Here is a 26263-nt window from a genome sequence, read left to right as displayed (position 1 = left end):
CATTTTGTTAGATATATTTATTTTTAAAAATTGGTCTTAAATTCAAATAAATGTCTAATAATCTGTAATATATTTTTTTTAAAATGCTGGTATCCATAATTTCATAAAACTTCTTACTTGTAAAAAAAAAATTCTTACATGAATTTTATATTGAAAGAAAATTAATACGCTGATTTTATGCTTTACACATATACAAAATACTGTTTTTCAGTTAATTAAAAACATTTTTACAAAATACAAAACGTATATCTATAACAAAAATGTTGATTTAACATGACTGAAACTTTTCCAATTTCACAAAACGCTGTCAAATAACTACATTTGCAATCTTGGTTTAAAATTTATGGTTACATCAGAAGAAAATATTGAGGTTTTAGGAGCACGTGTTCACAACTTGAAAAATATCGACGTTACCATACCTCGTGAAAAATTAGTAGTGATTACAGGTTTATCGGGATCTGGTAAATCTTCTTTGGCCTTTGACACCATTTATGCAGAAGGGCAACGACGTTATATAGAAACTTTTTCTGCCTATGCAAGACAATTTTTAGGAGGATTAGAGCGACCAGATGTCGATAAGATTGATGGACTCTCTCCTGTTATTGCAATCGAGCAAAAAACAACCAGTAAAAGTCCACGTAGTACGGTTGGAACCATTACCGAAATTTATGACTTTCTCAGATTATTATTCTCAAGAGGAAGTGATGCTTATAGCTTTAATACCGGAGAAAAAATGGTAAGCTATAGCGATGAGCAGATCAAGGATCTAATTTTAAAAGATTTTGCCGAAAAAAAGATAAGCATTCTGGCTCCTATTGTTCGTTCTAGAAAAGGGCATTATCGAGAGCTATTTGAGCAAATTGCAAAACAAGGTTTTGTAAAAGTGCGTACTAATGGAGAGATTAAAGATATCACCAAAGGTATGAAGCTCGATCGTTATAAAACTCATGATATCGAAATCGTTATTGATCGATTAAAGGTCTCCAAAGACCAGGATAATTCAAAACGTCTAATGGAGACGATAAATACTGCAATGTATCACGGTAATGATGTATTGATGGTGATTGAGCAAGAATCTCAGGAAGTACGCTTCTTTAGTCGAAATTTAATGTGCCCATCTAGTGGTATTTCTTATCCCAACCCAGAACCCAATAACTTTTCATTTAACTCTCCAAAAGGAGCCTGCCCTAAATGTAATGGTATAGGAAACCTATATGAAGTAAATCTAAAAAAGATCATCCCAGATGATGCTATATCGATAAAAAATGGAGGCTTAGCTCCACAAGGACCTCAAAAAAACAATTGGATTTTTAAACAATTAGAATTAATCGCACAACGCTATGATTTTAAATTAAGTGACCCTATAAAAAAAATCCCCGAAGAAGCCATGCAAATTATCCTTCATGGCGGAAAAGAAAAGTTTACTGTAAATAGCAAATCTCTTGGAGTTACCAGAGACTATAAAATTGATTTTGAAGGCGTAGCTTCGTTTATCGATAATACATATAAAAATAATGATTCGACATCATTGCGAAGATGGGCCAAAGATTTTATGGATAATATTCAATGTCCATCATGCAAAGGATCAAGACTACGTAAAGAATCTTTATATTTCAAAGTAAATACAAAGAATATTGCCGAATTATCTGCAATGGATATTAGTGAGCTTTCTGAATGGTTTAAATCTCTTCCCGAGCATTTAAGCGAGAAACAAAATAAGATTTCCGGAGAAATATTAAAGGAAATTAATGCCAGACTTCAATTTTTGGTAGATGTAGGGCTTACCTATTTATCTTTAAACCGAAGTAGTAAATCGCTCTCTGGTGGCGAAGCACAACGTATACGATTAGCTACTCAAATTGGTTCGCAACTGGTAGGAGTTTTATACATTCTCGACGAACCCAGTATCGGTTTACATCAGAGAGATAATCAGAAACTAATCAATTCACTAATCCAGTTACGGGATATAGGTAATTCTGTTATCGTTGTAGAACACGATAAGGATATGATAGAACGCGCCGATCATGTTATCGATATTGGCCCTTTGGCCGGGAAACACGGTGGAGAAATTATTAGCGAAGGTACTCCAGAAGAATTACAACAACACGATACACTTACAGCAGATTATTTAAGTGGAAGAAGGCAAATTGAAACCCCTGCCAAACGTAGGAAAGGGAACGGAAAAACCATTTCACTAAAGGGAGCTACAGGAAATAACCTAAAAAACGTATCTATTGATATTCCTTTAGGTAAAATGATTGCTGTTACCGGAGTTTCGGGTAGTGGAAAATCTACACTTATTAACGAGACACTCTACCCTATTTTAAATGCATATTATTTTAATGGCGTAAAAAAACCAATGCCATATAAAAGCATCAAAGGTCTCGAACACTCAGATAAAGTAATTGATATTAATCAATCTCCTATAGGTCGTACACCAAGATCAAACCCTGCAACATATACAGGTGTTTTTTCTGAAATAAGAAGCTTATTTGCCAAAACTCCCGAAGCTATGATTCGTGGATATAAACCGGGACGTTTTAGCTTTAATGTTCAAGGAGGAAGATGTGAAACCTGTAAAGGTGGTGGATTAAGGGTAATAGAAATGAATTTCTTACCCGATGTATATGTAGAATGCGAAACCTGCCAGGGGAAACGATTCAATAGAGAAACTTTAGAGATTCGATATAAAGGAAAATCTATTTCTGATGTCTTAGAAATGACAATCAATGAATCCTGTGTATTCTTTGAACATATCCCTAAGATTTCAAGAAAATTGAAAACTATTCAAAATGTTGGTTTAGGATATATTACTCTAGGGCAACAATCAACTACACTATCCGGCGGTGAAGCACAACGTATTAAACTAGCAACAGAATTATCAAAAAGAGATACCGGTAATACTTTTTATATTCTAGATGAACCTACAACAGGGCTACATTTTGAAGATATTCGTGTTTTGATGGAAGTACTAAATGAATTGGTAAATAAAGGAAATACGGTTCTAATTATTGAACATAATCTGGATGTAATCAAAATGGCTGACTATATTGTTGATATCGGATATGAAGGAGGAAAAAATGGAGGAAAAATTGTAGCTACAGGTACACCAGAAGAAATTATAAAAGATAAAAAAAGCTATACTGCTCAGTTTTTAAAGAATGAGCTGTAAGCAACAATATTTAAAAGATAAATTATGAGAAAAGAGCAACACCATAAAGGCTGGAATGAAATAAAGACAAATGATTCATGGGCAATCTTCAAGATTATGGGAGAATTTGTTAATGGGTTTGAAAAAATGAGTAAAATAGGCCCCTGTGTATCTATTTTTGGATCTGCTCGTACAAAAACAGATGATAAATACTACCAATTAGCTGTAGATGTTGCCAAAGAAATTGTGGATCAGGGTTACGGAGTTATTACTGGCGGTGGTCCCGGTATAATGGAAGCAGGAAATAAAGGAGCACATCTGGGAGGAGGAACCTCTGTAGGGCTTAATATAGATTTGCCTTTTGAACAACATGACAATCCGTACATCGACAGTGATAAAAGCCTGGATTTTGACTATTTTTTTGTACGTAAAGTAATGTTCGTAAAATATTCTCAGGGATTTGTAGTTATGCCAGGAGGGTTCGGAACTTTGGATGAATTATTCGAAGCAATAACATTAATACAAACCAAAAAAATTGCAAAATTCCCAATTATACTGGTAAGTACAGAGTTTTGGGGAGGACTAATCGATTGGGTAAAAAGTACATTACTCCAAAAATTCGGAAATATAAGCCCCGGGGATTTAGACCTAATACATATTGTAGACACCCCAGGTGAAGTATTAGATATTTTAGATAAATTTTATACTCAGTATAATTTAAGTCCGAATTTCTAATTCATTTTGTTATCAAATCAATTATTAATATAAAATCGGTTTTGAAGAGTATCATAGTAAGGCTATGCCTATAGTTAATAAAGTTTTAATAGATAAGACCAAATAGGTAACAATATTCCTTTTTGATTTATATCTTAAAAAACACCTTTTAATTACATATAAAAGTTGAATATTTTAAAAATATATAGTTTTATAATTATCTTTTTTGCGCTCACCGCAGGGTCTGCACAGCATAATATCATTATAAATGCTAATCTAGACGCCAAAAAAAAGATAATAACTATAGAGCAGGAAGTTACCTATACGAATTTATCAAAAGATACACTTACACAAGTATTCTTTCATGATTGGGCCAATAGCTTCTCTGATAAGACCACTCCCCTTGGCAAAAGATTTGCAGAAGATTTTATAAAACGTTTTTACTTTGCCAAAGACGAAGAACGAGGAGGAACTATAATCCAAAATGTCAGTGATAAAGAATCACAACCTCTACAGTGGGGACGACACGATGGAATCCAGGATATATTATGGGTAAAATCTTCTAAACCTATTTATCCAGGAGAAAACCAAACCTTTCTTTTAAAATATCAAATTAAAATTGCAAGCAGCAAATTTACCAGGTACGGATATCACCCTAACGGAAATTTTAGCTTAAAATATTGGTATATCCTTCCAGCCGTATATGATACAAAATGGAATATCTATAGCCATAAAAACCTGGATGACCTATATGCTCCTATTGTAGATTATCAAATTCATTTCACTTTGCCTTCTGCCTATGAAATAGTTAGTGATCTAAAACAAAAAAATAGCATTCTATCAAAGGATGAAACAACCAAAACCATACAACTCGAAGGCAACAAAAGAAATGAAGCAAACTTGTACTTAGAAAAAACATCTTCTTTCTATAGTTTCCCTTCTGATGGTATTCAGTTTATAAGCAATATAGATGACAACGATTTAATGCCAGAAATGAAATCGGTAGCAACCGATAGAATTATTGGGTTTTTACAAAAGAAATTAGGCCCATATCCTTTTGACAAGATTGTAATTTCTGAAAATGATTACAAAAATAATCCTGTATATGGACTAAATCAATTACCCGATATATTAAGACCTTTTCCCGACGGTTTTCAGTTTGAAATCAAACAACTTAAGACAATTACCGAAAATTATCTTGAAAGAACTATTATTATAAACCCCAGATACGATGCCTGGATAAAAGATGCGATACACATCTACTTAATGATGGCATACACAGAACAGTATTATCCCGAAATGAAAATTATCGGTAAACTAAGTAAAGTAATCGGTATACGGTGGTTTCATGTTGCCGATCTGGACTTTAATGATCAATATTTCTTAGCTTATAAAAACATGGCTCGATTGTTTTTAGATCAGCCTTTATTACAGCCACAAGATGAATTAGTAAAATTTAATAAAAATATTGCAAATGCATATAAGGCAGGTGTAGGTTTTAAATATTTGGAAGATTACCTGGGTGATGATAACATTGTCGACCAGAGTATTAAAGATTTTTACACTCAAAATGTATTAAAATATACAAATTCTGAAAAGTATAAAAAAGCACTTATCAATATAGCTCCTCTTGATATAGAATGGTTTTTTGAGGATTATGTACAAACCAATGAAAAGCTTGATTTTAAAATTAAATCTGTAAAAAAAGGAAAAGATTCAATTGAAGTTACAATTAAGAATAATGGTAATAATACAATGCCGGTTTCTCTTTATGGTTTTAGAAAAAAAGATATAGTTTCTAAAACCTGGCTTATGGGGATCACTGGGACCAAAAAAGTGAAAATTGCGAATGACGATATTAGTAAACTGGTATTGGATTATGATCAGAACATCCCAGAAGTAAACAGACGTAATAATTATAGAAACCTAAAATGGATATTTAACAAACCACTACAGTTTAGGTTTTTACAGGATATAGAAGATCCAAGGTATACTCAAGTATTTTTTATTCCCGAAGTAGAGTTTAATGTATACGATGGTTTTTTGTTAGCTTCAAAATTTTATAACAAGACTTTCATAAAAAGAAATTTTCAGTACAACCTCTCCCCTGCTTATGGTTTCAAATCCAATAAATTATTGGGATCAGCATCTATCTCCTATAGACAACAACTGTCTGATTATGGATTATATAAAGTACAATATGGGGTAAATGGTAGTATGTTTAGTTATGCTCCCGATTTATTATTTAAACGATTTTCATCATCTGTAAGTTTTTATTTTAGGCCCGAAGATCTTAGATCCAATAAAAAACAAAGGCTTCTCCTTAGAAATATTAATGTTTTTAGAGATCGAGATAAAGAAAACCCTGTTGTTACTCCTGATTATAACGTATTTAATGTAAGATATCGATATTCTGATTTTAATCTTATCAATTTTCTAGGATATACTATTGATTATCAAATATCAAAAAACTTTAGTAAACTATCGGCTACCGTAAATTACAGGAAGCTGTTTCTTAATAATCGGCAATTAAATTTACGTCTATTTGCAGGGTCTTTTCTTTTTAACGACACAGAAAAAGATGGTGATTTCTTTAGTTTTGCACTAGACAGACCTACAGATTATTTGTTCGATTATAATTATCTTGGACGTAGTGAAGATACTGGTTTGGTAAGCCAGCAGATTATTTTGGCAGAAGGAGGGTTTAAATCACAACTCGAATACCCTTTTGCCAATCAATGGATTACCACCTTTAATGCAAATACCAATTTATGGAAATGGATTTATGCATATGGAGATGTAGGACTGGTAAAAAATAAAAACATCTCTCCAAAATTTGTCTATGATGCAGGAGTTAGGCTTAGTTTAGTAGCTGATTACTTCGAAGTCTTTTTTCCTGTAGTATCTAATAAGGGATGGGAAATATCACAGCCAAATTATGAAGAGCAAATTCGATTTATCATAACATTAAGTCCAGAAACATTAATAGGCCTTTTTACCAGAGAATGGTATTAATGTTCTTACAAAAAGTTATATTGAAAAATAAATGTGAAAATTTTGAGCATTTGTTAACCAATCCTTAAAATACTGCCCAAAAACTATAATTCATCAATAAAAATACAGTTTTAATGAATTATATTCAAAAAAATTAAGAGTTTCGACCTTGCAAATGGCTAGGATTTTAGCTAAATTTGCAAAACATTAAAAACACCGTTCACATGCAGCCTGAAACCATTACTTCATCTAATATTTCATTCGAAGAATATAGAGATCAAATACTTAGAGACTACAAAATAGCATTAATTAGTAGAGAATGTAGTTTACTGGGAAGACGAGAAGTATTGACAGGTAAATCTAAGTTTGGAATTTTTGGAGGAGGAAAAGAGTTACCACAACTTGCGATGGCCAGAGTTTTTCGTGATGGTGACTTTAGATCGGGATACTACAGAGATCAAACATTTATGATGGCTATTGATCAATATACGGTAGAACAATTCTTTGCCGGATTATACGCCCATACAGATATCAATAAAGAACCTTTTGCTGCAGGAAGACAAATGGGAGGTCATTTTTCTACTCACAGTCTTAATGAAGATGGCACATGGAAAAACCTGATGCAACAAAAGAACTCGAGTGCAGATATTTCACCTACCGCTGGTCAAATGCCAAGATTACTAGGTCTTGCTCAGGCATCAAAGGTGTATCGAAATGAAAAAAGCATTACTAATCATTCTAATTTCTCGAGTAAAGGAAACGAAGTAGCATGGGGAACTATTGGTAATGCAAGTACTAGTGAAGGTTTGTTTTGGGAAACTATTAATGCAGGAGGTGTACTACAGGTACCAATGGTGGTTAGTGTCTGGGATGATGAATACGGTATCTCTGTTCATGCAAAGCATCAAACAACCAAAGAAGATATTTCTCTAATTCTAGAAGGCTTTAGACGTGATGAAAATCACGAAGGTTATGAAATCATAAAAGTTAATGGCTGGGACTACCCTGCACTAATGGATGCTTATGAAAAAGCCGAAAAATTAGCACGCGAAAAACATATTCCTGTTATTATTCATGTTAAAGAATTAACGCAACCACAAGGACACTCTACTTCTGGATCTCACGAAAGATACAAAAGTGAAGAGCGATTAAATTGGGAACGCGAATATGATTGCAACAAAAAGTTTAAAGAATGGATTATTGAACATAATATTGCAACAGTAGAAGAGCTTCTGGATTTTGAAAAAGCTGCGAAAAAAGAAGTAAGAAAAGGAAAAACCGAAGCTTGGAATGCTTATTTGTCAGAAATTAAATCAGAACAAAAAGAAGCATTAGAAATTCTTAAATCTGTCGAAAACAAAAGTGCTAATAAAAACTTCATTTCTCCTCTGGTTAATATTTTAGCTTCAAAAGAAGAACCGATACGCAGAGATATTCTTGAAGCTACAAGAAAAACACTACAATACATTACAAAAGAAAATTTTGTAGAAAAATCTAAACTTCAGGAATGGATAAATAATTACATTTCTCGTATTCAACCAAAATATAGTAGCCATTTATATAATGAAAATGACTCTAGTGCTATTCATGTAGAGGAAGTAAAAGCTCAATACGACACCAATACACCACAAGTTGATGGTAGAGTTATTTTAAGAGATAACTTCGAAAAGCTGTTTAGCAGAATTCCCGAAGCTCTTATTTTTGGAGAAGATAGCGGTAAAATTGGTGATGTAAATCAAGGGCTTGAAGGGCTTCAGGAAAAGTTTGGAGAAACCAGAGTATCTGATACCGGTATTAGAGAAGCTACAATAATAGGGCAAGGAATTGGGATGGCTATGCGAGGACTTAGACCCATTGCAGAAATTCAATATTTAGATTATATTTTATATTGTATACAAGGATTAAGTGATGATCTTGCTACACTGCGATATAGAACTTTTGCAAAACAAAAAGCCCCTCTAATTATAAGAACCCGAGGACATAGACTAGAAGGAATATGGCATTCTGGCTCTCAAATGGGTGGCCTTATTCATTTACTAAGAGGTATTCATATTCTTGTACCTCGAAATATGACCAAAGCCGCAGGTTTTTATAACACATTAATGGATAGTGATGAACCTGCCCTGGTTGTAGAATGCCTTAATGGATATCGCTTAAAAGAAAAGATGCCTTCTAATTTATCTGAAATAAGAACACCAATTGGTATTGTTGAAACGGTTAAAGAAGGAACAGACATCACTTTGGTATCATACGGTTCTACATTGCGATTGGTTGAGCAAGCTGCAAAAGAACTACTAACCGTAGGAATTAATGCCGAAATAATTGATGTACAATCTTTACTTCCTTTTGATCTAAATCATGATATTGTTAAAAGTGTTGCCAAGACCAACCGATTATTGATTATTGATGAAGATGTACCTGGTGGCGCTACCGGATATATTTTACACAAATTAATTGATGAACAAAATGTGTATCAATACCTAGACAGCAAGCCACAGACTTTAAGCGCACAACCGCATAGACCTGCTTTTGGAACTGATGGAGATTATTTTAGTAAGCCTTCTACAGAAGATATTTTCGAAAAAGTGTATGAAATTATAAATGAAGCAGATCCAGTTAATTTTCCAAAATTAAGATAATTAGCTACTGAAATTCTTCTATTTTTAATCGTTTTCCGTCTTTATAGGATATTACAAATATTCTTTTATCAAACCCGGAAGCTATAAGTGTTTTTCTAAAATCCTGGGCTTCGCTCAAGGTTTCAAAAATACCTAAACTCATTTTATAGAAAGAAGTATCGCTATAAATAAGTGCATTTGTAAATTTCTCAGAAATAGCTGGTGTGTTTTTTGCGCTAAATGCTTTTAACTGTACTGAATACACGGTATCCTTTTTAATCAAACTTCTATACAGATATAGATCTTTGATTTCTTTTAGGTTAATTTTTTCTTTTTTTAATGTTTCTAACTCCTTCTTAGCAGAAGCTAGTTCTTTCTTTATTACAGAAAGCTCATTATTTTCTGCTTTACCACTTTTTGATTGTGATTTGCTAAAATAAAAAGCATTAGCTACAAGAAAAATGGTCAGTAAAAATAGAACTAATGAGAATGACCCAAATAGCCTATTAGATTTCTTACTTTTTTTCAGCTTATCAGACTCTTCGTCCAGAAGGTCTTCGAGCTTTTTCTGTTTAATTTCGGCTTTTTCTATCTGGTAATGTAAAGATAGAAGATCCTCATCTTTCATAACTTTCATTGTGGGGGATAGCTTCAAAAGTTTAGTTAGTTATTCTAAAGATATTTCTTAAACAATGCTTAAGGGAGTTTCTGCTCGGTTATTTTATATACTATTCCATTACTAATTTCCAAAATTAAAACAGGCCTATCTGTTATTACTTTCTGGAAAGCCTTTAATGGAAAACCGGAAGAAATCTGATTAATATTTTCAATCTTCACCCTCGCCTTATCGTCAAGCTCCAATATTTTCGACTTAGAACTCTGGTTATGAATATAATAATAATTATATAAAAAATACAATGTATCTCCATTTTTATCCAAATCATACTCAGCTTTGCCTAATTCTTTAGCTTTTTTAACTGCTTTTCTACCCTGATAATACTCTATAATATCTGCTTCTATAAAAACAACATCATTGCTTTTATACACCTTATTTATGTAACAATATTTCCTTTCAAATTTTAATTTAGACTTACCATCTTTAGTACCCTCTTCTTCTTTCTTTGCATCTCCAATACCAACCGAAAGAGAAGTTGTCGAATTTGACTTATTTGATAGTTCTTCATTTTGATACTTAGAAATATCAGTTTTAAGTTTATTCACTTCCTTTTGTAAAGAATCATTTTCAAATACAAGTTGCTGAACATCCACTTCTCCCTCTAAAGAATCAATTTTGGTAATATTTTCCTTTTTCCCGAGGATCACATAGAAACTCCCTGCAGTTAGCAACAACATCAAAACAAGAATAAATATAAAATAAAAATTACGTCTTCTTTTACTTCTCTTTAAATCTTCAGAAATAGAGATAAGTCGATCCTCCAGCCGTTGCTGTTTGATATCAGTTTTTTCCATCTGATAATGCATCGATATAATCTCCTCTTCTTTCTTATCCATTGTATAGCTAAGGTAATTCTTATTTTAGGAAAGATTGATAATTACATAAACTAAGGCATCCATTTAATGTTTTTAAAATCTGGTTTTCTTTTTTCAAGAAACGCATCTCTTCCTTCTTTGGCTTCATCTGTCATATATGCTAGTCGTGTTGCTTCTCCTGCAAATACCTGTTGCCCTACCATACCATCATCTGTAAGATTCATTGCGAATTTTAACATTTTGATAGATGTTGGTGATTTCTCAAGTATTTCTTGCGCCCATTCATATGCCGTATTTTCAAGGTCATCATGAGGAATCACTGCATTTACCATTCCCATTTCATAAGCATCTTGCGCCGAGTAATTTCTTCCTAAAAAGAAAATTTCACGTGCTTTTTTTTGACCAACCATCTTTGCCAGATATGCAGAACCGTATCCACCATCAAAACTTGTAACATCTGCATCGGTTTGTTTAAAAACAGCATGTTCTTTACTTGCCAGAGTAAGATCACAAACTACATGAAGGCTATGCCCTCCTCCTACAGCCCATCCTGGTACAACTGCAATAACAACTTTTGGCATGAATCTAATAAGCCTTTGTACTTCTAAGATATTTAACCTGTGTCTACCATCATCTCCCACATATCCCTGGTGACCTCTAGATTTTTGATCTCCTCCACTACAAAAACTATATACTCCGTCTTTTGTCGAAGGTCCTTCTGCAGAAAGCAAAACCACACCTATAGATGTATCTTCTTGTACATCATAAAAAGCTTCATAAAGTTCACTTGTTGTATTTGGCCTAAAAGCATTACGTACATTTGGTCTGTTAAATGCTATTCTTGCAACACCTCCCGATTTTTTATAGGTAATATCTTTGTATTCCTTTACAGTTTTCCAATCTATTGAACTCATTAATATGTTTTTTTGTATCCTCAAAAATACTACAATATACTATATCTCACTGCATCAATTACAGGGTAAATCCCCTAATTTTTAATTTTATTTCAAATAAAAAATAGATTTTAGTATAGTTTTTGATGGTTTTATTCTGAATTGATAATATATTTACCATTATGAAAGTTTTTTTAGTACTACTTATCGGAAGCATCAGCTTTTTATCATACGGACAAGAGGATGCCATACAAACTATAGCCATAGAATGGGAACAACTAAGTGCTCCACTGGTAATCCATAAAAAAGAGGTTGAAACTCAAAAATATCAATTACAGGAAGTAGATTTGACCATAGATCTAAGACAGCAAGCTTTTAAAAAAAGTTATACGATGTATATTGATACTCCAAAATATAAAAATATTTCATCAAAATATAATGTTGCAATCCCACAGCCTAAAACATCTGGTTTTAGGGTATACGGTAACGGTTACAACCCTAACACTAATAAAGGAGGTATAAAAAACACGGCATATAAAGATGCTAGTTTGTACAGTGGTGCTTTCTGCCCTATCACAGGTTTAGCATACTAATTTATCTTTCTAAAAAAATCTGAAACCCTTATTTATTTTGGTTTAAAATCTTTTTATGCGGTTATTTACCAACGGGAATTCTTTCGTCGATGAATTGAAGTGGCATATCTCCTGATAAATCAAACATATCTAAAATATCTTTGATAGTTTCTTCTTCCTCTAGCTGTTCTTCTACAAACCACATCAAAAAGTTCTCTGTACCAAAATCATTTACCTGTCTGCATTTTGCAACAATTTTGTATATAGATTGTGTGATAGATATCTCATGATTAAGCGTCATTTCAAAAACTTCTCGAAGTGAAGAAAATTCATGAGTAATATTAGAGACATTAGGAGAATAAGCAGACCCGCCTGTATCATTAATGAATTTAAAAATTTTCATCATATGCTCTCTTTCCTCTTCTGCTTGTTTATAAAAAAAGGAAGCACTATTTACAAGCGTTTTCTGATCACACCATGAAGCCATTGCTAAATAAAGTGACGAGGCCTTTTGTTCTTTCTCAATTTGCTTATTAAGCATATCCATTACCTCTAGGTTAATGCTTATTTCTTGTCGTGTTAGATTTTCCATTTTCCAATATTTTTAATAAAAGTATAGAAAATCCAGATGTAAAACTTAATCGATACTTAATTTATAGTAAGTCTAAATCTAATATCAAAATATCATGATACCAGCATAGCATTTAATTCTATCATTGCGAATGTTCCTTTCATAAGATCTACAAAATCCAACACCATTAATGTGTCTAATAAAATTAAATGTTCTTTATCACATAGCGATAATAACACAGTGTCATTATGATTAAGCAAATCATCTATATAATCAAATGTAGACATTTGTTTTGCCTTATATCTTAGGCTAAGTAATTGACAGAAAGAAATTTTAACCATTTTATGGCCAAAATCAATATAATAACATCGTTCTGTTGATGATTGATAAGAGGCGTAGTATGTTGAAGAAAAAATACAATCCATAATTAACGGTCGCTAAAATACTTTTTATTTAGATTTAATCCAAATAAAACAAGCAAAAAGTAACTTCTCCTTTAACTATAACTATGGATTGTATTTTTGATCTACTCTACCAGACGTATTCCTTCTTTCTCGATAATAATTTTTCTTTCTTTATACAGTGATCCGATAGCTTTTTTAAAACTTTTCTTACTCAATTGAAAAACTTCTTTAATATCTTCTGGATCCGATTTATCATTTAGATCAATAAAACCGCCATTAGATTTTAACTCTTTTAAAATCTGCTCTGCATTTGGTTCTATTCCTCTAAACCCATGTCGTTGTAATGTAAGGTCTATCTTGCCATCAGGGCGAACTTTTTTCACAAACCCTTTAAGCTGATCTCCCGGTGTAATCTTTTGAAAAATTTCATCACTATATACTAACCCCAGATATTTTTGATTTACAATCATATTCCAACCTTGTGGTGAAGGATGAGAAGCCATAAGATCAACTTCATCATATGAAGACAGTAAAACTAAAGAATTATCTAAAAAAGCGTTGGTCTTACTTGATGCAACAAGTCGATTGGTTTCTTCATCAAGGTATACATAAACAAGGTACCAGCTACCTACTCTCATTTTTGAAGATTGTTCTCTAAACGGAACAAAAAGATCTTTTTCTAATCCCCAATCCAGAAAAGCACCAATTTCAGATACGTTTGTACATTTTAAATAGGCAAAAGATTTTACAGTTGTAAAAGGTTCTAAGGTAGTAGCAACAATACGTTCTGAGCTATCCAAATACACAAACACCTTTAAAACATCTCTTATTTGAAATTGTTCTGGCACATACTTATTAGGTAATAAAACCTCGTCCCCTTCTTCGTCACAAAGGTAAATCCCTTGATCTCTTTCTCTAACAATCTCTAACATATTGTATTCCCCAAGCTTAAGCATGTCTCTATTTTTTTTGCGCAAAGATAATTCTTTAATCCTCTCTGTTTATCTAAATTCAACAAAAAAAGGTGTCCATGATTATGAACACCTTTTTTTGTAATAGAAAATCGTATACTATTTATAAACAGATTCTTTTCCGAAATGTTTTGTCAAAAGATAATAAACAACCGCTCTATATTTATTACGGTTTGATTTACCATAAGCTTCAATTACAGAAGCAATACCTTCATCTAGCTTTGGTCCATCAGAAAGACCAAGTTTATTGATTAAAAAGTTTTTCTTTACGGTATCTAATTCACTTTGATCCGAACCAGATACTGTAGCAGCATCTGCATTATAAATTGAAGGACCACATCCAATAGTAACCTTGGTTAAAAGATCCATATCTGGAGTCTGACCAATTTTATCTTTGATATCTGCGGCGTATTTTGTGATTAATTCATCTCTTTTACTCATAGGATAAATGTGTTTTTAGGTTTTTAGTTCATTTTTTTTCCAGATCAAATATAGATGAATTATTCATTAATAATTCACCAACAAAGCATATTAAAACAAGGAAATTAGACAAAATGCCTAAAATAATCGACTAAAGTACTATCATTTTCTTTTCGAGGCGTAAAAACTTCAAGCAGTTGAGGCATATGATCATTTTCATATACTTTTTTAGATTCATGAACTAATTCTTCAAGAGTATGCGCGGTATGATATTCAAAACCAAACATTTTACATAAATGTATTGCCGTAAGATGATGTGTCGTTTCAAAATATGTTTCAAAATTAACACTTTCCTCTTTTCCTGGTAAAATTCTGAATATCCCTCCTCCTTCATTATTAATAACAATAATTTTGAAATTCGTAGGAATATATTCATTCCATAACCCATTACTATCATAAAAGAAACTCAGATCTCCCGTTATCAAAGTCGTAGGTACTCCCGAAGCCAGAGCTGCCCCAATGGCAGTAGATGTACTTCCATCGATACCACTTGTTCCTCTATTACAGAACACCTGAAAAGTTGGATTTAGTGTAAATAGTTGCGCATAACGAACAGTAGAACTATTACTTAACTGTATCATTTGCCCATCTGTAATACTATCAAAAATAACTTCAAACGCTTTAAGATCGGTAAAAGGGGTTTTATCAAGATATGCTGCATGTTTCAATCTGCGATGATCTCTAATAGAAACCCAAAAAGGTTTATAAGTACTGTCGACACTCTTCATTTTGTAAAAAAAACGCGAGAAAAACACATTGGGTTGCAGTTTTATGTGTTCTGTAAGGCAAAAATAGGTGTCGTATGCTTTTTTCGAATCAATATGCCAGTGCGATTTTGGCTGATATTGTCGCAAAAATGCTTTGATTCGCTTAGAAACAACCATGCCTCCAATAGTTAAAAGAATATCTGGCTGCAATGCTTTAAATTCGTTCTCATTCAAAGTAGAAATCAATTGATCAATACAATTAATATGAGACTCATGATGAATATTAGACGTTGTTTCTGTTAGTACCAAGACCGAAGGATCATTGGCAAAATATTCTATCCATTTTTGCTCAACTGTACCTGGCGAATTAACACCTATCAATACCATTTTACGTTTTGCCAGGTTCCACTCTTCACGCATTTCTGATTGTAAATCTTCAGAAAACTGATGATGTGGCTTTTCTACTGGGATATTTCTGGAAACAATAGTAGGATGCTCTAGTTTATCATATAAAGGCTCATAAAAAGGTACATTAATATGCACTGGGCCCTTTCGTTCTATTGCTTTATTTAGCGCCAGATTGATTTCTCTTTCATTATGTTTTTGAGCTTCATGGTGTTTTTGGCGTACTTTGGGATCATCAATTTTTGTTTCTGCAACAACTTCAGAATATAAATTGGCCGAGTACAAAATATGGTTTTCAAATACATTTTTTTGACGAATCGTTTGTCCGTCTCCAATATCAATTCTTTCAATAGGGCGATCTGCACTTAGGACCACTAATGGTATATCACTATAAAATGCTTCTGAAATTGCAGGATAATAGTTTAACAACGCGCTACCCGAAGAACAGACCAAAGCAACTGGTTTTTGGATTTGTTGTGCAATACCTAATGCAAAAAATGCAGCACATCGTTCATCTACGATACTATAACATTGCATATCTGGATGTTCACTAAAACCAATTATTAGTGGTGCATTACGAGATCCCGGCGAAATAACAATATGGGTAATTCCTTTTGCTTCGCATAAGGTAACAATAGATTGTGCTAAAGGAATTTTTGAATATAAGCGTTTCTTCATTCGAATCGCTAAATTACAATATCGAACTAATTTACACCAGAATTTTAAGTAATTTAACCCTGATTACAACAAAACTCTTTTCATTGTCTCTGTTTTCTTCACAGTTTCCTCCCATTCTTTCTCTGGATCAGAATCTTTTGTGATTCCTCCTCCCACATAAAGAATAGCTTTACCATTACTCAACTCCATACAACGAAGGTTTACAAACAAATTTGATTTAATAATACCATCTTCATTCATATTTAGTTCTCCCATAAAACCAGTATAATACTTACGATTATATCCTTCTGTAGCTAGAATAAAAGATTTAGCCTCGTCTTTAGGAAGCCCACAAACCGCCGGAGTGGGATGCAATACTTCGATTATTTTTTCAATTCTTGAATTTTCATTATCCAAAACCCCACTAATATCGGTACGCAGATGCAAAAGTGTACCAGCTTTATGTGTATAAGTTTTAGAGTGTTGTATATCATTAATAATTGAAGATAATTTGCTCGTAACAAAAGAAGTAACCATTTTCTGTTCTACTAATTCTTTAGTTCCCCAATCGACATCTATAGTATTTATATAAGGCTGGGTGCCCGCCAGAGCCATAGTAAAAAAATTATTACTTTTTACTCGAATCAAGGTTTCTGGAGTCGCTCCCATCCATGTACCAATTTTTGGATGGTACCATAGGTACACAAAAGCTTTTGGATAAAAATGTATTAGGTTTTTAAATATATGTAGACTACTAAAAGAATCTGGTATCGAAACCTCCTCTTTTCGAGATAATACTACTTTTTTAAAACGATCAGATTGTATTGCCTCAATGCCCTTTTTTACAAGCCCAATATGTTTTTTTTGGGCTTCAGATTCTACCAAAAGAACATTACCTATTGTTCCTGAAGTTCTTTTTTCGTTACTTACAGTTTGTGATAAAATGGTAGCAGTGCAATAGTCACTTTTTTCTGAAGGAATAATAACGGCTTTATGAGCATTATCAAAAGGAGCAAAAACAAATCCCGAAACAGTATAATCTTCTATTTCATATATCTGGTTATTTTCTTGAAAAACAGCATGTAGTGTCATAGAATCAGCTTTTCTATATACCACAAAAGGTAGATTTTGACCTAACTGCTCTTCAATTTTAGCATAAACATCCCCTATGTCCATACTATTTGGTTTTAGGAAGCGCAATAGTGGTCAACTTAACTATCGAAACCAAGTTACCGTCTTCATCCTTTATCTTTATATCCCATAACTGAGTAGTACGGCCTTGATGTAATATTTCTGCTTTTGCAAACACATAACCCTGCTTAACACTCTTTACATGATTTGCTGAAATCTCTATTCCTCTTATATAAAAATCTTTAGCATTAAGAAAAATAAATGATGCAGCACTGCCCACACTCTCTGCTAATGCCACCATAGCTCCCCCATGTAAAACACCATCCGGCTGATGCACTCTGGGAGTCACCGGCATTTTAGCAACCAAATAATCTTTGCCAACTTCACAGAAAGAAATCTCTAAAGTTTCCATTAAAGTGTTTTTACACATCTTAGCGCATTGTTCCAGCACTTCTGTCTGTGTCAAATTCATAAGCTTAATAATTTAAACCAAAAATATACAATGCTATTTAATAATTCTAACTATATTTGATTATTATTTTAACGAACGTTCAATAAAATGCCAAAAGTAAAAACGTCCAAAGAAGAAGTTCTGAAAAAGATAATCCCTATCCTGCGCTCTCGCGGAGTTCAAAACAGTAGTATGAGTGAGCTTTCTAAAGCCTGTGGTATACAGAAGTCTCATTTTTATTATTATTTCAGCAATAAGGAAGATCTAATTAGAGAAGTTCTTGCAACTGTTCACAGTTATTTTAATTACAATCTATTTAGGATTATTGAAAGCAATACTTTAACTCTTAACGAAAAAGTGTTAAAAATGAAGCTACTTCTAGACAAATTATTCAGAGCTTCAGATGGCGGATGTATTATGGCAAATACAGCATTAGAAACCATTCATCTCGACCCTATATATAAAAAAGAAATACAATCATTTTTTAAGGATTTTATTTTAGGTCTACAACAACTGTTTGAAGTACATCACTCAACAGAAAAAGCATTACTACTGGCAGAACAAATGGTACAGGATATTGAAGGAGGTATCTTATTAACGCAGATTTATAACGATCCAAAATACCTTAACAACGCTATGAAAAGAACAGAAACGGCAATATTAAATCAGTAAAACATGGAATCATACACTATTCGTTCTTTTGACGGCTATCCTATTTCGGTACATGAATTTGTTCCTAAATCTCCTAATCATAAAACAATAGTTTTTGCTCCTGCAGTGGCAGTTCCTCAAAAAATTTATTACCCACTTGCAGAATATCTCGCTACCAAAGGGTGTAATGTATTTACTTTTGATTACCGAGGAATAGGAGATTCTCTCTCTCAGAGCATCCAATCCTTAAAAGAACATGGTTTTGCATTCTGGGCACAGGATTTTAAATCAGTTTCTAAACATGCAAAAGAAGAATTTCCTGAAAACGAACAGTATATGATCGGCCATAGTTATGGTGGCAATAGTGTCGGCTTTAGCGATGCGTATCAATATTATGACAAATACTTTACTGTAGCTTCTCAATTTGGATTCTACAAGCATTTCACTTTAAAAATGAGAATACTCATCTATCTTAATTTTAAGTTTTTTGTACCGCTTACCACATCGCTTTTAGAGTACTACCCTTCTGGCTGGTTTGGATTAGGAAAACCCTTAACCACCAGAGTAGCCAAAGATTGGGCTATTTTTTTACTGCACCCGGATTCGATGTTGTATTTTACCCAAAAAGATACTAGCACATATTATAAAGAAATCAAAGAACCTATGCTTTTATTAAGCATTGATGATGACTTGTTTGCTCCTAAAAAATCAGTAGATATTTTGGGTGAACGCGTATACAAAAATGCTAAAGTGACTAGAAAACATCTAAAACCAAGTGATTTTAAACTAAAAAATATTGGCCATTTTGATTTTTTTAGGACAAAAAATCGGGATATCTTGTGGCCGATTGTTGATGATTGGTTTCATCTTAATTAAATACAAAAGATCTATTATCATATATCATATGAGTGCTATCGAAAAAGAAACTTCTTACACTACTACAAACACATATTCTACACTTAATAATCTACACCCTGATACTAAAAATGTTTGGTTAGTTTTTCATGGGATCGGATACTTAAGTAGATATTTTATACGGTTGTTTGAAAGCCTTGATAAAGAAGATAATTATTTTATTGCACCGCAGGCTCCTTCTAAATATTATAAAGGTAATAATTACAGAAGTATTGGTTCTAGTTGGTTAACCAAAGAAAACACCCTGGCAGAGACCAAAAATGTATTACGATATGTAGATGCAATACTAACATCTGAAGAGCTGCCTGAGCATGCAAAGTTAATTGTTTTAGGGTACTCTCAAGGAGTAAGTATTGCTAGTCGGTGGGTTGCCAGCCGTAAAATTAATTGTGATGCCCTAGTTATGATTTCTGGCGGTTTTCCTAAAGAATTATCCAGAGAAGATTTTTCTTTTCTAACTGATCAGACAAAAATCACTCATATCCTGGGAGAAAAAGATCCCCTTTTTGAAATCGAAAAAGTTGAAGCCGAGAAAGTACGGGTGCAGCAAATATTACCTCAGATTGAATTTAGAACTCATCCAGGAGGACACGAGCTAGATCCAAAAACTCTAATCAACTTATTATAAACCTATTGCACTACTTTTTTAACGCTTCTATTGCTGACCTACTATGAACGGTATCATAAATAATAGTAAGTTTTTGAATCTCATTTTCTGAATTGAGCACTATAATATCTACTACTTTAAACACCACTCTTTTTCCGTCTTTTAATTCCCAGTCAAAATCAAAGAGCAGTGAAATTCTATTGGAGTTTTTTTCAAAAAACAAACCATCAAATTTTAATTTTGAAGTAGTGGTATCATCTGCCAAAGCCTTATAAAATTTACTGGCTGGCATTGTTCCATACAATGGAGATTCAACAATTCCGTTGTCGGCAAATAAACTAACAACTTTATCTACTTCGTTTTTTTCTAAAAACGAGAGGTAATTCTGGGCAACTTCTTCTTTTGTCATACTTATAAATATCTTTTTTTTATAACCTCAAAATGATGTTTTTGATGTCCTATTAATATATATCCTGCAGCTCTTGAACTCATAGGGCTACCACTCGCCTCTCCTATTCTGGTTAACATTTCACCAGTGAAGCTTTTGAATAATGAAATAGAGTTAGCTCTTGCAGACTGAAAATCTGAAATCAATTCTTCTTTACTATAATTATTCGCATTTGAATACGGAACATAATCATCTTGTTCAAACCCCATAATTGGTGTTTTATCATTCCTTGCAAAACGCAAAGCACGATATGCAAAAATACGTTCTCCATCAATTACATGTTGTAACACCTCTGCTACAGTCCACTTATCCTCTGCATAGGCATGAGTAAGTTTTTCCTCAGGAATAGATTGCACAAAATCAACAAATTCTTTTTGGCCGTTTTCTAGTCCCTTTACAATATCAGGCGACTCTGCTTTAGCAATATATGTTTCATAATACGGATTAAATTCCCCTTCTTTTAACTGTGATACCATAGTGTATTAGATATAGATTAAATTCCAATTTATTTGTAATAGCATGTAAACTCACATTACACTATAAAGCTTTGTCATGAAGTATAATATGAGTTAAAAAATGAAGCTGAAATTTAATCATTCCAGCTTCATAATATAATATCCTTAACAGTACTTTATTAAAAAATTATGCCGAATTACGGCTCGCATTAATATTCCCAAACAAAGAACGAGTTACCATTTTCTCATAAATTGCAACATCTTCTGGGTTTGCATCTTTATTTCTATTTAAATCCTGAATTTTCTTCAATGCATATTGTTGTATCGTGAGCAGAGGCAATACGATATTTTCTCTAATATCGATAGATGCTTTTCCTGCAGGTTCGTTTTGCATTAACTCTGAGTATCCCGTTAACTTAAATAACAATCGTTTGGTTAACAAGTATTCGTCATGAATGATATCCCAAAATGCGCCATACTCCTCATCTTCTTTCATATAAGAAGTTAATTCAAAAAAGGACTTCGTAAGACTCATCATGCTATTACCGATCAACGTTCTAAAAAATGGTGATTCCTTATACAAAGACATTACTTTATCAAATTCTCCTTTTTCTTCAAATACTTTTAGAGCTGTTCCTACTCCATAAAAGCCAGGGACATTTTGTTTTAACTGGCTCCAACTTCCTACAAAAGGTATTGCTCTTAAATCACCAAAATCTAAGGTTGCACTTTTACTTCTCTTAGAAGGTCGACTACCAATATTTGCTTTCCCATAGTATTTTAATGTACTCATATGCTCCAGGTACGGAAGAAATTTAGGGTGATTTTTAAAATCAACATAAGTTTGATAACTTATATCTGCAAGCTTTTGCATAGTCTGCTTATTCTCTACAGAGAAAAGATTACCCTCGTTACTTGTTAATTCATTTTCTACTCCGGCTCCTAATAATTGTTCTAAATTATACTGACAAGAATCCAGTGTCCCAAAATTAGAACTAATGGTCTGTCCTTGAACAGTTAATTGAATTTCCTCATCTTCGATTGTTGGGCCAAGAGATGCATAAAATTGGTTTGTATTTCCTCCTCCTCTTGCAGGTGGCCCACCTCTACCATCAAAAAATATAACTTTTACATTATATTTTCTGGAAATTTCAGTTAATGCTTCTTTTGCTTTAAAGATTCCCCAATTCGCCATAAGATATCCTCCATCCTTGGTTCCATCAGAAAAACCAAGCATAATAGTTTGTTTCATTCCACGACGTTTCAGATGCTCCATATATTCTGGATTAGTATATAAAGACTCCATTACCTGGTGCGAAACCTGTAAATCAGGAACTGTTTCAAAAAGAGGAATTACATCTACCGTAGGGAACTCCCAATCACAAAGCCTTATTAACGCAAATGTCTCTACTATATTAAGTTCACTTCCATTATTACTAATAATATAACGATTCGCTGCTCGTTCTCCATTATTTTGCTGTATCGTTTTTATCGCATAAATAGATTCTATTGTTGCTCTTGTTATATCATCATCAAAAACAGAAGGGTCTAATTTTCCTTTAATAGTAAAAAGCGCACTAACCTGTTCTTTTTCAGAAAGAGATTCATACTGTTTGGGAAAAATATCTAATCCCAATTCATTCGTCTTCTGTACAACTTCTGTAAGCACTTTATGATGAATTCTTGAATCTTGTCGAACATCAAGTGTACCGAAATGAAAACCAAAAATTTTCACCTTATTAATTAGATCTTGCAGGTCTTCTAAAAATAAAGATTGATGCTCTTTTATTAATTCTTCTCTAATCTCGAGCAATCCATTCATTAATGTTTCTATCGATAATGGTTCTGCGGTTTTTGCATAATAAAAGTTATCATACAGTGCATTTTCTAAGACCGCTATTTTATCCTGAAGGTTACCAAAAGTAATTCTTCGTTTTAATACTCGAATATCACGATAATAATTGATCAAAATTGTTTTTCGTAATCGTTTTGCTACTTTTAAAGTAATTTCTGTCGTTACGAATGGGTTTCCGTCTCTATCTCCTCCGGGCCAGAATCCTAAATTAATTAAATCATTTTCGAGATCTTCTCCTTCAAATATATTTTGCTGGATATAATTATATATGGTTCCTGCAGAATGATAAAATACATTTTCTAAATACCAGATCAAGCTTACTGCTTCATCATAAGGTGTTGGTTTTTCTTTCTTAAAAAAAGCAGTTTTACCTAGCTGAGCTAGTAGTTTTTTTATTCTGGGAGAATCATTATTACGAATTGCATCGTCTAAATCATGAATAATCCCGAGCACTGTTCCTGGGTAAAACTGTGTAGGATGAGCTGTTAAGGTTGGACGAATTTTAAATCTCCTTAGATAATCTTTTAACTCTTCTAATTTACCTTTTGCCTGGGCTTCTTCTTTAATACTTCTTAAAGTCCCTCGGCCATCCATATTGTTTACTACAGGAAAGGCAGCATCTTCTATTGCATCAAACAATACAACTTGACGTTCGATATACTGAATAAACCTAAATAGCAAATCATGCTTTTCTTTTGACTCAGGATTATCCTGGTATAATAAAAAAAAGTCTTCTACGATTTCTGTAGGGTTCTTGTGCTGATCATAGCCTTTTTCGCACACTTCTTTAAAAAGTGGTAATAACACCCCTGTGTTACTTATAGTATCAAAAGGTAATGTTATAAATATACTATTGTATATCTGGTACTTAGCAAGAACGTTTTCATTAAAACGTTCAATTTTTGGTTTTCTAGCCATTGGTGTGGTGGTACTTGTTTATGGTTAATATGTATTCTTTTTAATGATATAGCAGAGAAAATTTATTTAACACATCTCGCCATATGTAATTACAAAAGTTTTTTAACTAATAAGCCCTTTAAGTTTTTCTTAAAGGGCTTATTCTATATTTGTTTAGTTATTCCCTTTATAAATCCTGAAAAATAGAGTGCATTAATCGTTTCTTATCATTAATACTCTCTTCTAATGAAATCATAGTTTCGGTACGATATACGCCATCAATATCATCTAGTTTAAAAATAATCTCCTTAGCATGATTCGTGTCTTTAGCTCTTACTTTACAGAAAATATTAAACTTTCCAGTTGTAATATGAGCAACCGTTACAAATGGTATTTCATTAATCCTTTCTAAGACGAATTTGGTTTGCGAAGTATTCTGAAGATAAATTCCTACATATGCTATAAATGAATATCCCAATTTCTTATAGTCTAATGTTAAAGAAGATCCTTCAATAATACCTGCTTCTTCCATTTTTTTAACTCGCACATGTACTGTACCCGCAGAAATCAACAATTTTTTTGCGATATCTGTAAATGGTGTACGAGTATTCTCGATCAACATGTCTAGAATTTGGTGGTCAACTTCGTCTAATTTAAACTTTGCCATATTGTTTTTTTATTATTTTTCCCGATTATTTACATTGCAAATTTAGCAGAAAAATACAGTTTCCATACATTTTATTTTAACTTTTTGTTGATTCTATTAAGAATAATTCAGAGTTTAGGTGAAATTTTAACAGCATAGCCTCTGGAACTATCTCTACTGTAACGTTTTCGTTATATATTGTCCTTTTTTTGCCAATAATCTCTCTATGACCGTAAAATTTTTGAAGATCGCCAATTTTAACAATTTTTGGTATAAATTTCACACTCTTTTTGACTAATTCTTCGCTGTATTGAACGGCTATATCTACATTTTCTCCCTTTAACATGACATCTCTTATAATGATATCATAGAAACATTTTCTATTTTCTGGTATTGAAAAATAATCTTTATATCTATCTCCTGTGATTTGAGTAGTCGTTATACATTCTATTGAGGTTATAAGAGAATAAAATATGTATTCTCTGGTTATTTCACGATCATAATCATTAGAGTAGTGCCCCGCTTCAAACAATATAGTAGGTATTCCCATACTCGCTAAAGTATCCCCTACACAATTTAAATTAAAACCATCATCATACCGCCCTACTTGATTCGGAATAAATTGTTGGAGCACCATATTCATCTTAGCAATGATTTCCATAGCTATTTTACGACTTGGAGTTATTGATCGTTCCAAATCACTTGCTGGAGATAAAAAAGATACCGTAGCAGGATATTCAGTTTCTCCTGCACTAAAAATAGTGCGTTGCCCATGAAGATTAAACGCAAAATCTGGTTGAATACGTTTGACCAGTTTACTAAACACTACGCTTTCCTTTTGTGTTTTTTGCTGGGCATCTCTATTAAGATCTACCTGGTTAAAATTAAGCCTGGTATATGCCTTTGCTCCATCAGGACTTAAAATAGGTATTATATAAATTGTACACTCTTCTAAAATAGTTTTTGCCAAATCATTTGAAACGTCTGTAACGAAGTTTAAGAGATCAAATACAGCTTTTGTAGTTGTACTTTCATTACCATGCATCTGCGACCAAAACAAAAGTTTTTTAGATCCACTACCTAATTTAATAAGATGTATAGATGCATTATTCTCAGAAAACCCTATCTGTTCAATTTCGGTTTTTAAAGATAAAAGATCTAATAAAGGAGAAATATGATCCAGAGTAATATAACGCCCAAATAAAGAAACTTCTTTATAGGTATCGAACCAGTTCTGTAATGTATGCGTATCCATTAATTTGTTTTAGAAGGTTACGAAATTACTATAGTTTACCGAAGATTCATAACAAATCAGATTAATATTTACACTTGTAAACTAGAGTACTGTTTACAAGTGTAACAACAATCTATTTACATTTGTAAACACTCAAAATCGATCTATTTGTTTACATCGTTAAACAGTAATACTTACTATGTTTCCAAATGTATTCTAGTTATTAACAGAAAAAATAATAACAACAATATATATTACATATAATTTTAACAATCAGATTATTAAAGGTATTTAAGTAAATTAATGATTTAACACTCTCTGCTACTAGTTTACAATTGTAAACCA

The 26263-nt window shown here is 32.7% G+C and carries 23 protein-coding genes; 9 read left to right on the top strand and 14 right to left on the bottom strand.

Translation table 11 applies throughout. The features are described 5' to 3' along the window. Positions 1-343: 343 nt before the first annotated feature. The 4 genes from uvrA (at position 344) to DK441_RS23420 (ending at position 9498) form a co-directional block, all read left to right on the top strand. Positions 344-3172 (top strand): excinuclease ABC subunit UvrA, encoded by a 2829-nt coding sequence (gene uvrA / locus DK441_RS23435; RefSeq protein WP_109853000.1) that lies wholly within the window; start codon positions 344-346, stop codon positions 3170-3172. 24 nt (positions 3173-3196) lie between these two features. After that, positions 3197-3886 carry a TIGR00730 family Rossman fold protein gene (locus DK441_RS23430; RefSeq protein WP_109852999.1) on the top strand — a complete coding sequence of 230 codons (690 nt, stop codon included), beginning with the start codon at positions 3197-3199 and terminating at the stop codon, positions 3884-3886. Between the two features lie 165 nt (positions 3887-4051). After that, on the top strand, positions 4052-6880 hold the full coding sequence (locus DK441_RS23425) for a metalloprotease (protein WP_235015821.1): 2829 nt from the start codon (positions 4052-4054) through the stop codon (positions 6878-6880). Positions 6881-7083: 203 nt separating this feature from the next. Continuing rightward, the gene (locus DK441_RS23420) at positions 7084-9498 is read left to right on the top strand and encodes a thiamine pyrophosphate-dependent enzyme (protein WP_109852998.1); all 2415 of its coding nucleotides are present in this window, start codon (positions 7084-7086) and stop codon (positions 9496-9498) included. Between the two features lie 4 nt (positions 9499-9502). Here the strand turns inward: DK441_RS23420 and DK441_RS23415 are convergent, their stop codons facing one another. The 3 genes from DK441_RS23415 to DK441_RS23405 form a co-directional block, all read right to left on the bottom strand. Then, positions 9503-10105, bottom strand: coding sequence for a hypothetical protein (locus tag DK441_RS23415; RefSeq protein ID WP_160112253.1), 603 nt, complete (start codon positions 10103-10105; stop codon positions 9503-9505). Between the two features lie 68 nt (positions 10106-10173). Next, positions 10174-10989, bottom strand: a complete 816-nt coding sequence (locus tag DK441_RS23410) for a hypothetical protein (protein ID WP_109852996.1) — start codon at positions 10987-10989, stop codon at positions 10174-10176. A 50-nt stretch (positions 10990-11039) separates the two neighbouring features. Further along, on the bottom strand, positions 11040-11882 hold the full coding sequence (locus DK441_RS23405) for a 1,4-dihydroxy-2-naphthoyl-CoA synthase (protein ID WP_200822881.1): 843 nt from the start codon (positions 11880-11882) through the stop codon (positions 11040-11042). Positions 11883-12043: 161 nt separating this feature from the next. Here DK441_RS23405 and DK441_RS23400 point away from each other — a divergent pair, with 161 nt between their 5' ends. Continuing rightward, entirely contained in the window at positions 12044-12454 is a 411-nt protein-coding gene (locus DK441_RS23400) for a hypothetical protein (protein ID WP_109852995.1), read from the top strand. Positions 12455-12515: 61 nt separating this feature from the next. Here the strand turns inward: DK441_RS23400 and DK441_RS23395 are convergent, their stop codons facing one another. The 7 genes from DK441_RS23395 to DK441_RS23365 all read right to left on the bottom strand — a co-directional run bounded on the left by DK441_RS23395 (position 12516) and on the right by DK441_RS23365 (position 18231). Further along, entirely contained in the window at positions 12516-13025 is a 510-nt protein-coding gene (locus tag DK441_RS23395; RefSeq protein WP_109852994.1) for a ferritin, read from the bottom strand. Between the two features lie 92 nt (positions 13026-13117). Then, positions 13118-13429, bottom strand: coding sequence for a hypothetical protein (locus DK441_RS23390; RefSeq protein WP_109852993.1), 312 nt, complete (start codon positions 13427-13429; stop codon positions 13118-13120). Positions 13430-13530: 101 nt separating this feature from the next. Further along, complete coding sequence (locus tag DK441_RS23385; protein WP_109852992.1) at positions 13531-14364, bottom strand: S1 RNA-binding domain-containing protein; 834 nt, start codon at positions 14362-14364, stop codon at positions 13531-13533. 114 nt (positions 14365-14478) lie between these two features. Next, entirely contained in the window at positions 14479-14820 is a 342-nt protein-coding gene (locus DK441_RS23380) for a DUF2853 family protein (RefSeq protein WP_109852991.1), read from the bottom strand. Positions 14821-14924: 104 nt separating this feature from the next. Further along, positions 14925-16649 (bottom strand): 2-succinyl-5-enolpyruvyl-6-hydroxy-3-cyclohexene-1-carboxylic-acid synthase, encoded by a 1725-nt coding sequence (gene menD, locus DK441_RS23375; RefSeq protein ID WP_109852990.1) that lies wholly within the window; start codon positions 16647-16649, stop codon positions 14925-14927. Between the two features lie 63 nt (positions 16650-16712). Further along, positions 16713-17804, bottom strand: coding sequence for a chorismate-binding protein (locus tag DK441_RS23370; RefSeq protein ID WP_109852989.1), 1092 nt, complete (start codon positions 17802-17804; stop codon positions 16713-16715). A 1-nt stretch (position 17805) separates the two neighbouring features. Then, positions 17806-18231, bottom strand: coding sequence for a PaaI family thioesterase (locus tag DK441_RS23365; protein WP_109852988.1), 426 nt, complete (start codon positions 18229-18231; stop codon positions 17806-17808). 87 nt (positions 18232-18318) lie between these two features. On the opposite strand from DK441_RS23365, the gene DK441_RS23360 reads away from it, so the two are divergent. The 4 genes from DK441_RS23360 to DK441_RS27300 all read left to right on the top strand — a co-directional run bounded on the left by DK441_RS23360 (position 18319) and on the right by DK441_RS27300 (position 20658). After that, a complete protein-coding gene (locus DK441_RS23360; RefSeq protein ID WP_109852987.1) occupies positions 18319-18882 on the top strand; it encodes a TetR/AcrR family transcriptional regulator in 564 nt (187 codons plus the stop codon). A 3-nt stretch (positions 18883-18885) separates the two neighbouring features. After that, positions 18886-19737, top strand: a complete 852-nt coding sequence (locus tag DK441_RS23355; protein WP_109852986.1) for an alpha/beta fold hydrolase — start codon at positions 18886-18888, stop codon at positions 19735-19737. A 28-nt stretch (positions 19738-19765) separates the two neighbouring features. Beyond that, positions 19766-20404 carry an alpha/beta hydrolase gene (locus tag DK441_RS23350; RefSeq protein ID WP_109853614.1) on the top strand — a complete coding sequence of 213 codons (639 nt, stop codon included), beginning with the start codon at positions 19766-19768 and terminating at the stop codon, positions 20402-20404. 92 nt (positions 20405-20496) lie between these two features. Continuing rightward, positions 20497-20658: a DUF4783 domain-containing protein gene (locus DK441_RS27300; protein WP_160112252.1), complete on the top strand. Its 162-nt coding sequence runs from the start codon at positions 20497-20499 to the stop codon at positions 20656-20658. A 136-nt stretch (positions 20659-20794) separates the two neighbouring features. Here DK441_RS27300 and DK441_RS23340 read toward each other — a convergent pair whose 3' ends face one another. The 4 genes from DK441_RS23340 to DK441_RS23325 form a co-directional block, all read right to left on the bottom strand. Further along, the gene (locus DK441_RS23340) at positions 20795-21307 is read right to left on the bottom strand and encodes a DinB family protein (protein ID WP_109852984.1); all 513 of its coding nucleotides are present in this window, start codon (positions 21305-21307) and stop codon (positions 20795-20797) included. A gap of 166 nt (positions 21308-21473) precedes the next feature. Further along, a complete protein-coding gene (locus DK441_RS23335) occupies positions 21474-24059 on the bottom strand; it encodes a phosphoenolpyruvate carboxylase (protein WP_109852983.1) in 2586 nt (861 codons plus the stop codon). Positions 24060-24225: 166 nt separating this feature from the next. Further along, a complete protein-coding gene (locus DK441_RS23330) occupies positions 24226-24705 on the bottom strand; it encodes an Lrp/AsnC family transcriptional regulator (protein WP_025663656.1) in 480 nt (159 codons plus the stop codon). Positions 24706-24781: 76 nt separating this feature from the next. Then, complete coding sequence (locus DK441_RS23325) at positions 24782-25939, bottom strand: M14 family zinc carboxypeptidase (protein ID WP_109852982.1); 1158 nt, start codon at positions 25937-25939, stop codon at positions 24782-24784. Positions 25940-26263: the final 324 nt, after the last annotated feature.

The sequence above is a fragment of the Aquimarina sp. AU58 genome (assembly GCF_900312745.1).
Taxonomy (GTDB): domain Bacteria; phylum Bacteroidota; class Bacteroidia; order Flavobacteriales; family Flavobacteriaceae; genus Aquimarina; species Aquimarina spinulae.
The sequence above is the reverse complement of the archived record's forward strand: the minus strand, read 5'-3'. Positions and strand labels throughout refer to the sequence as shown.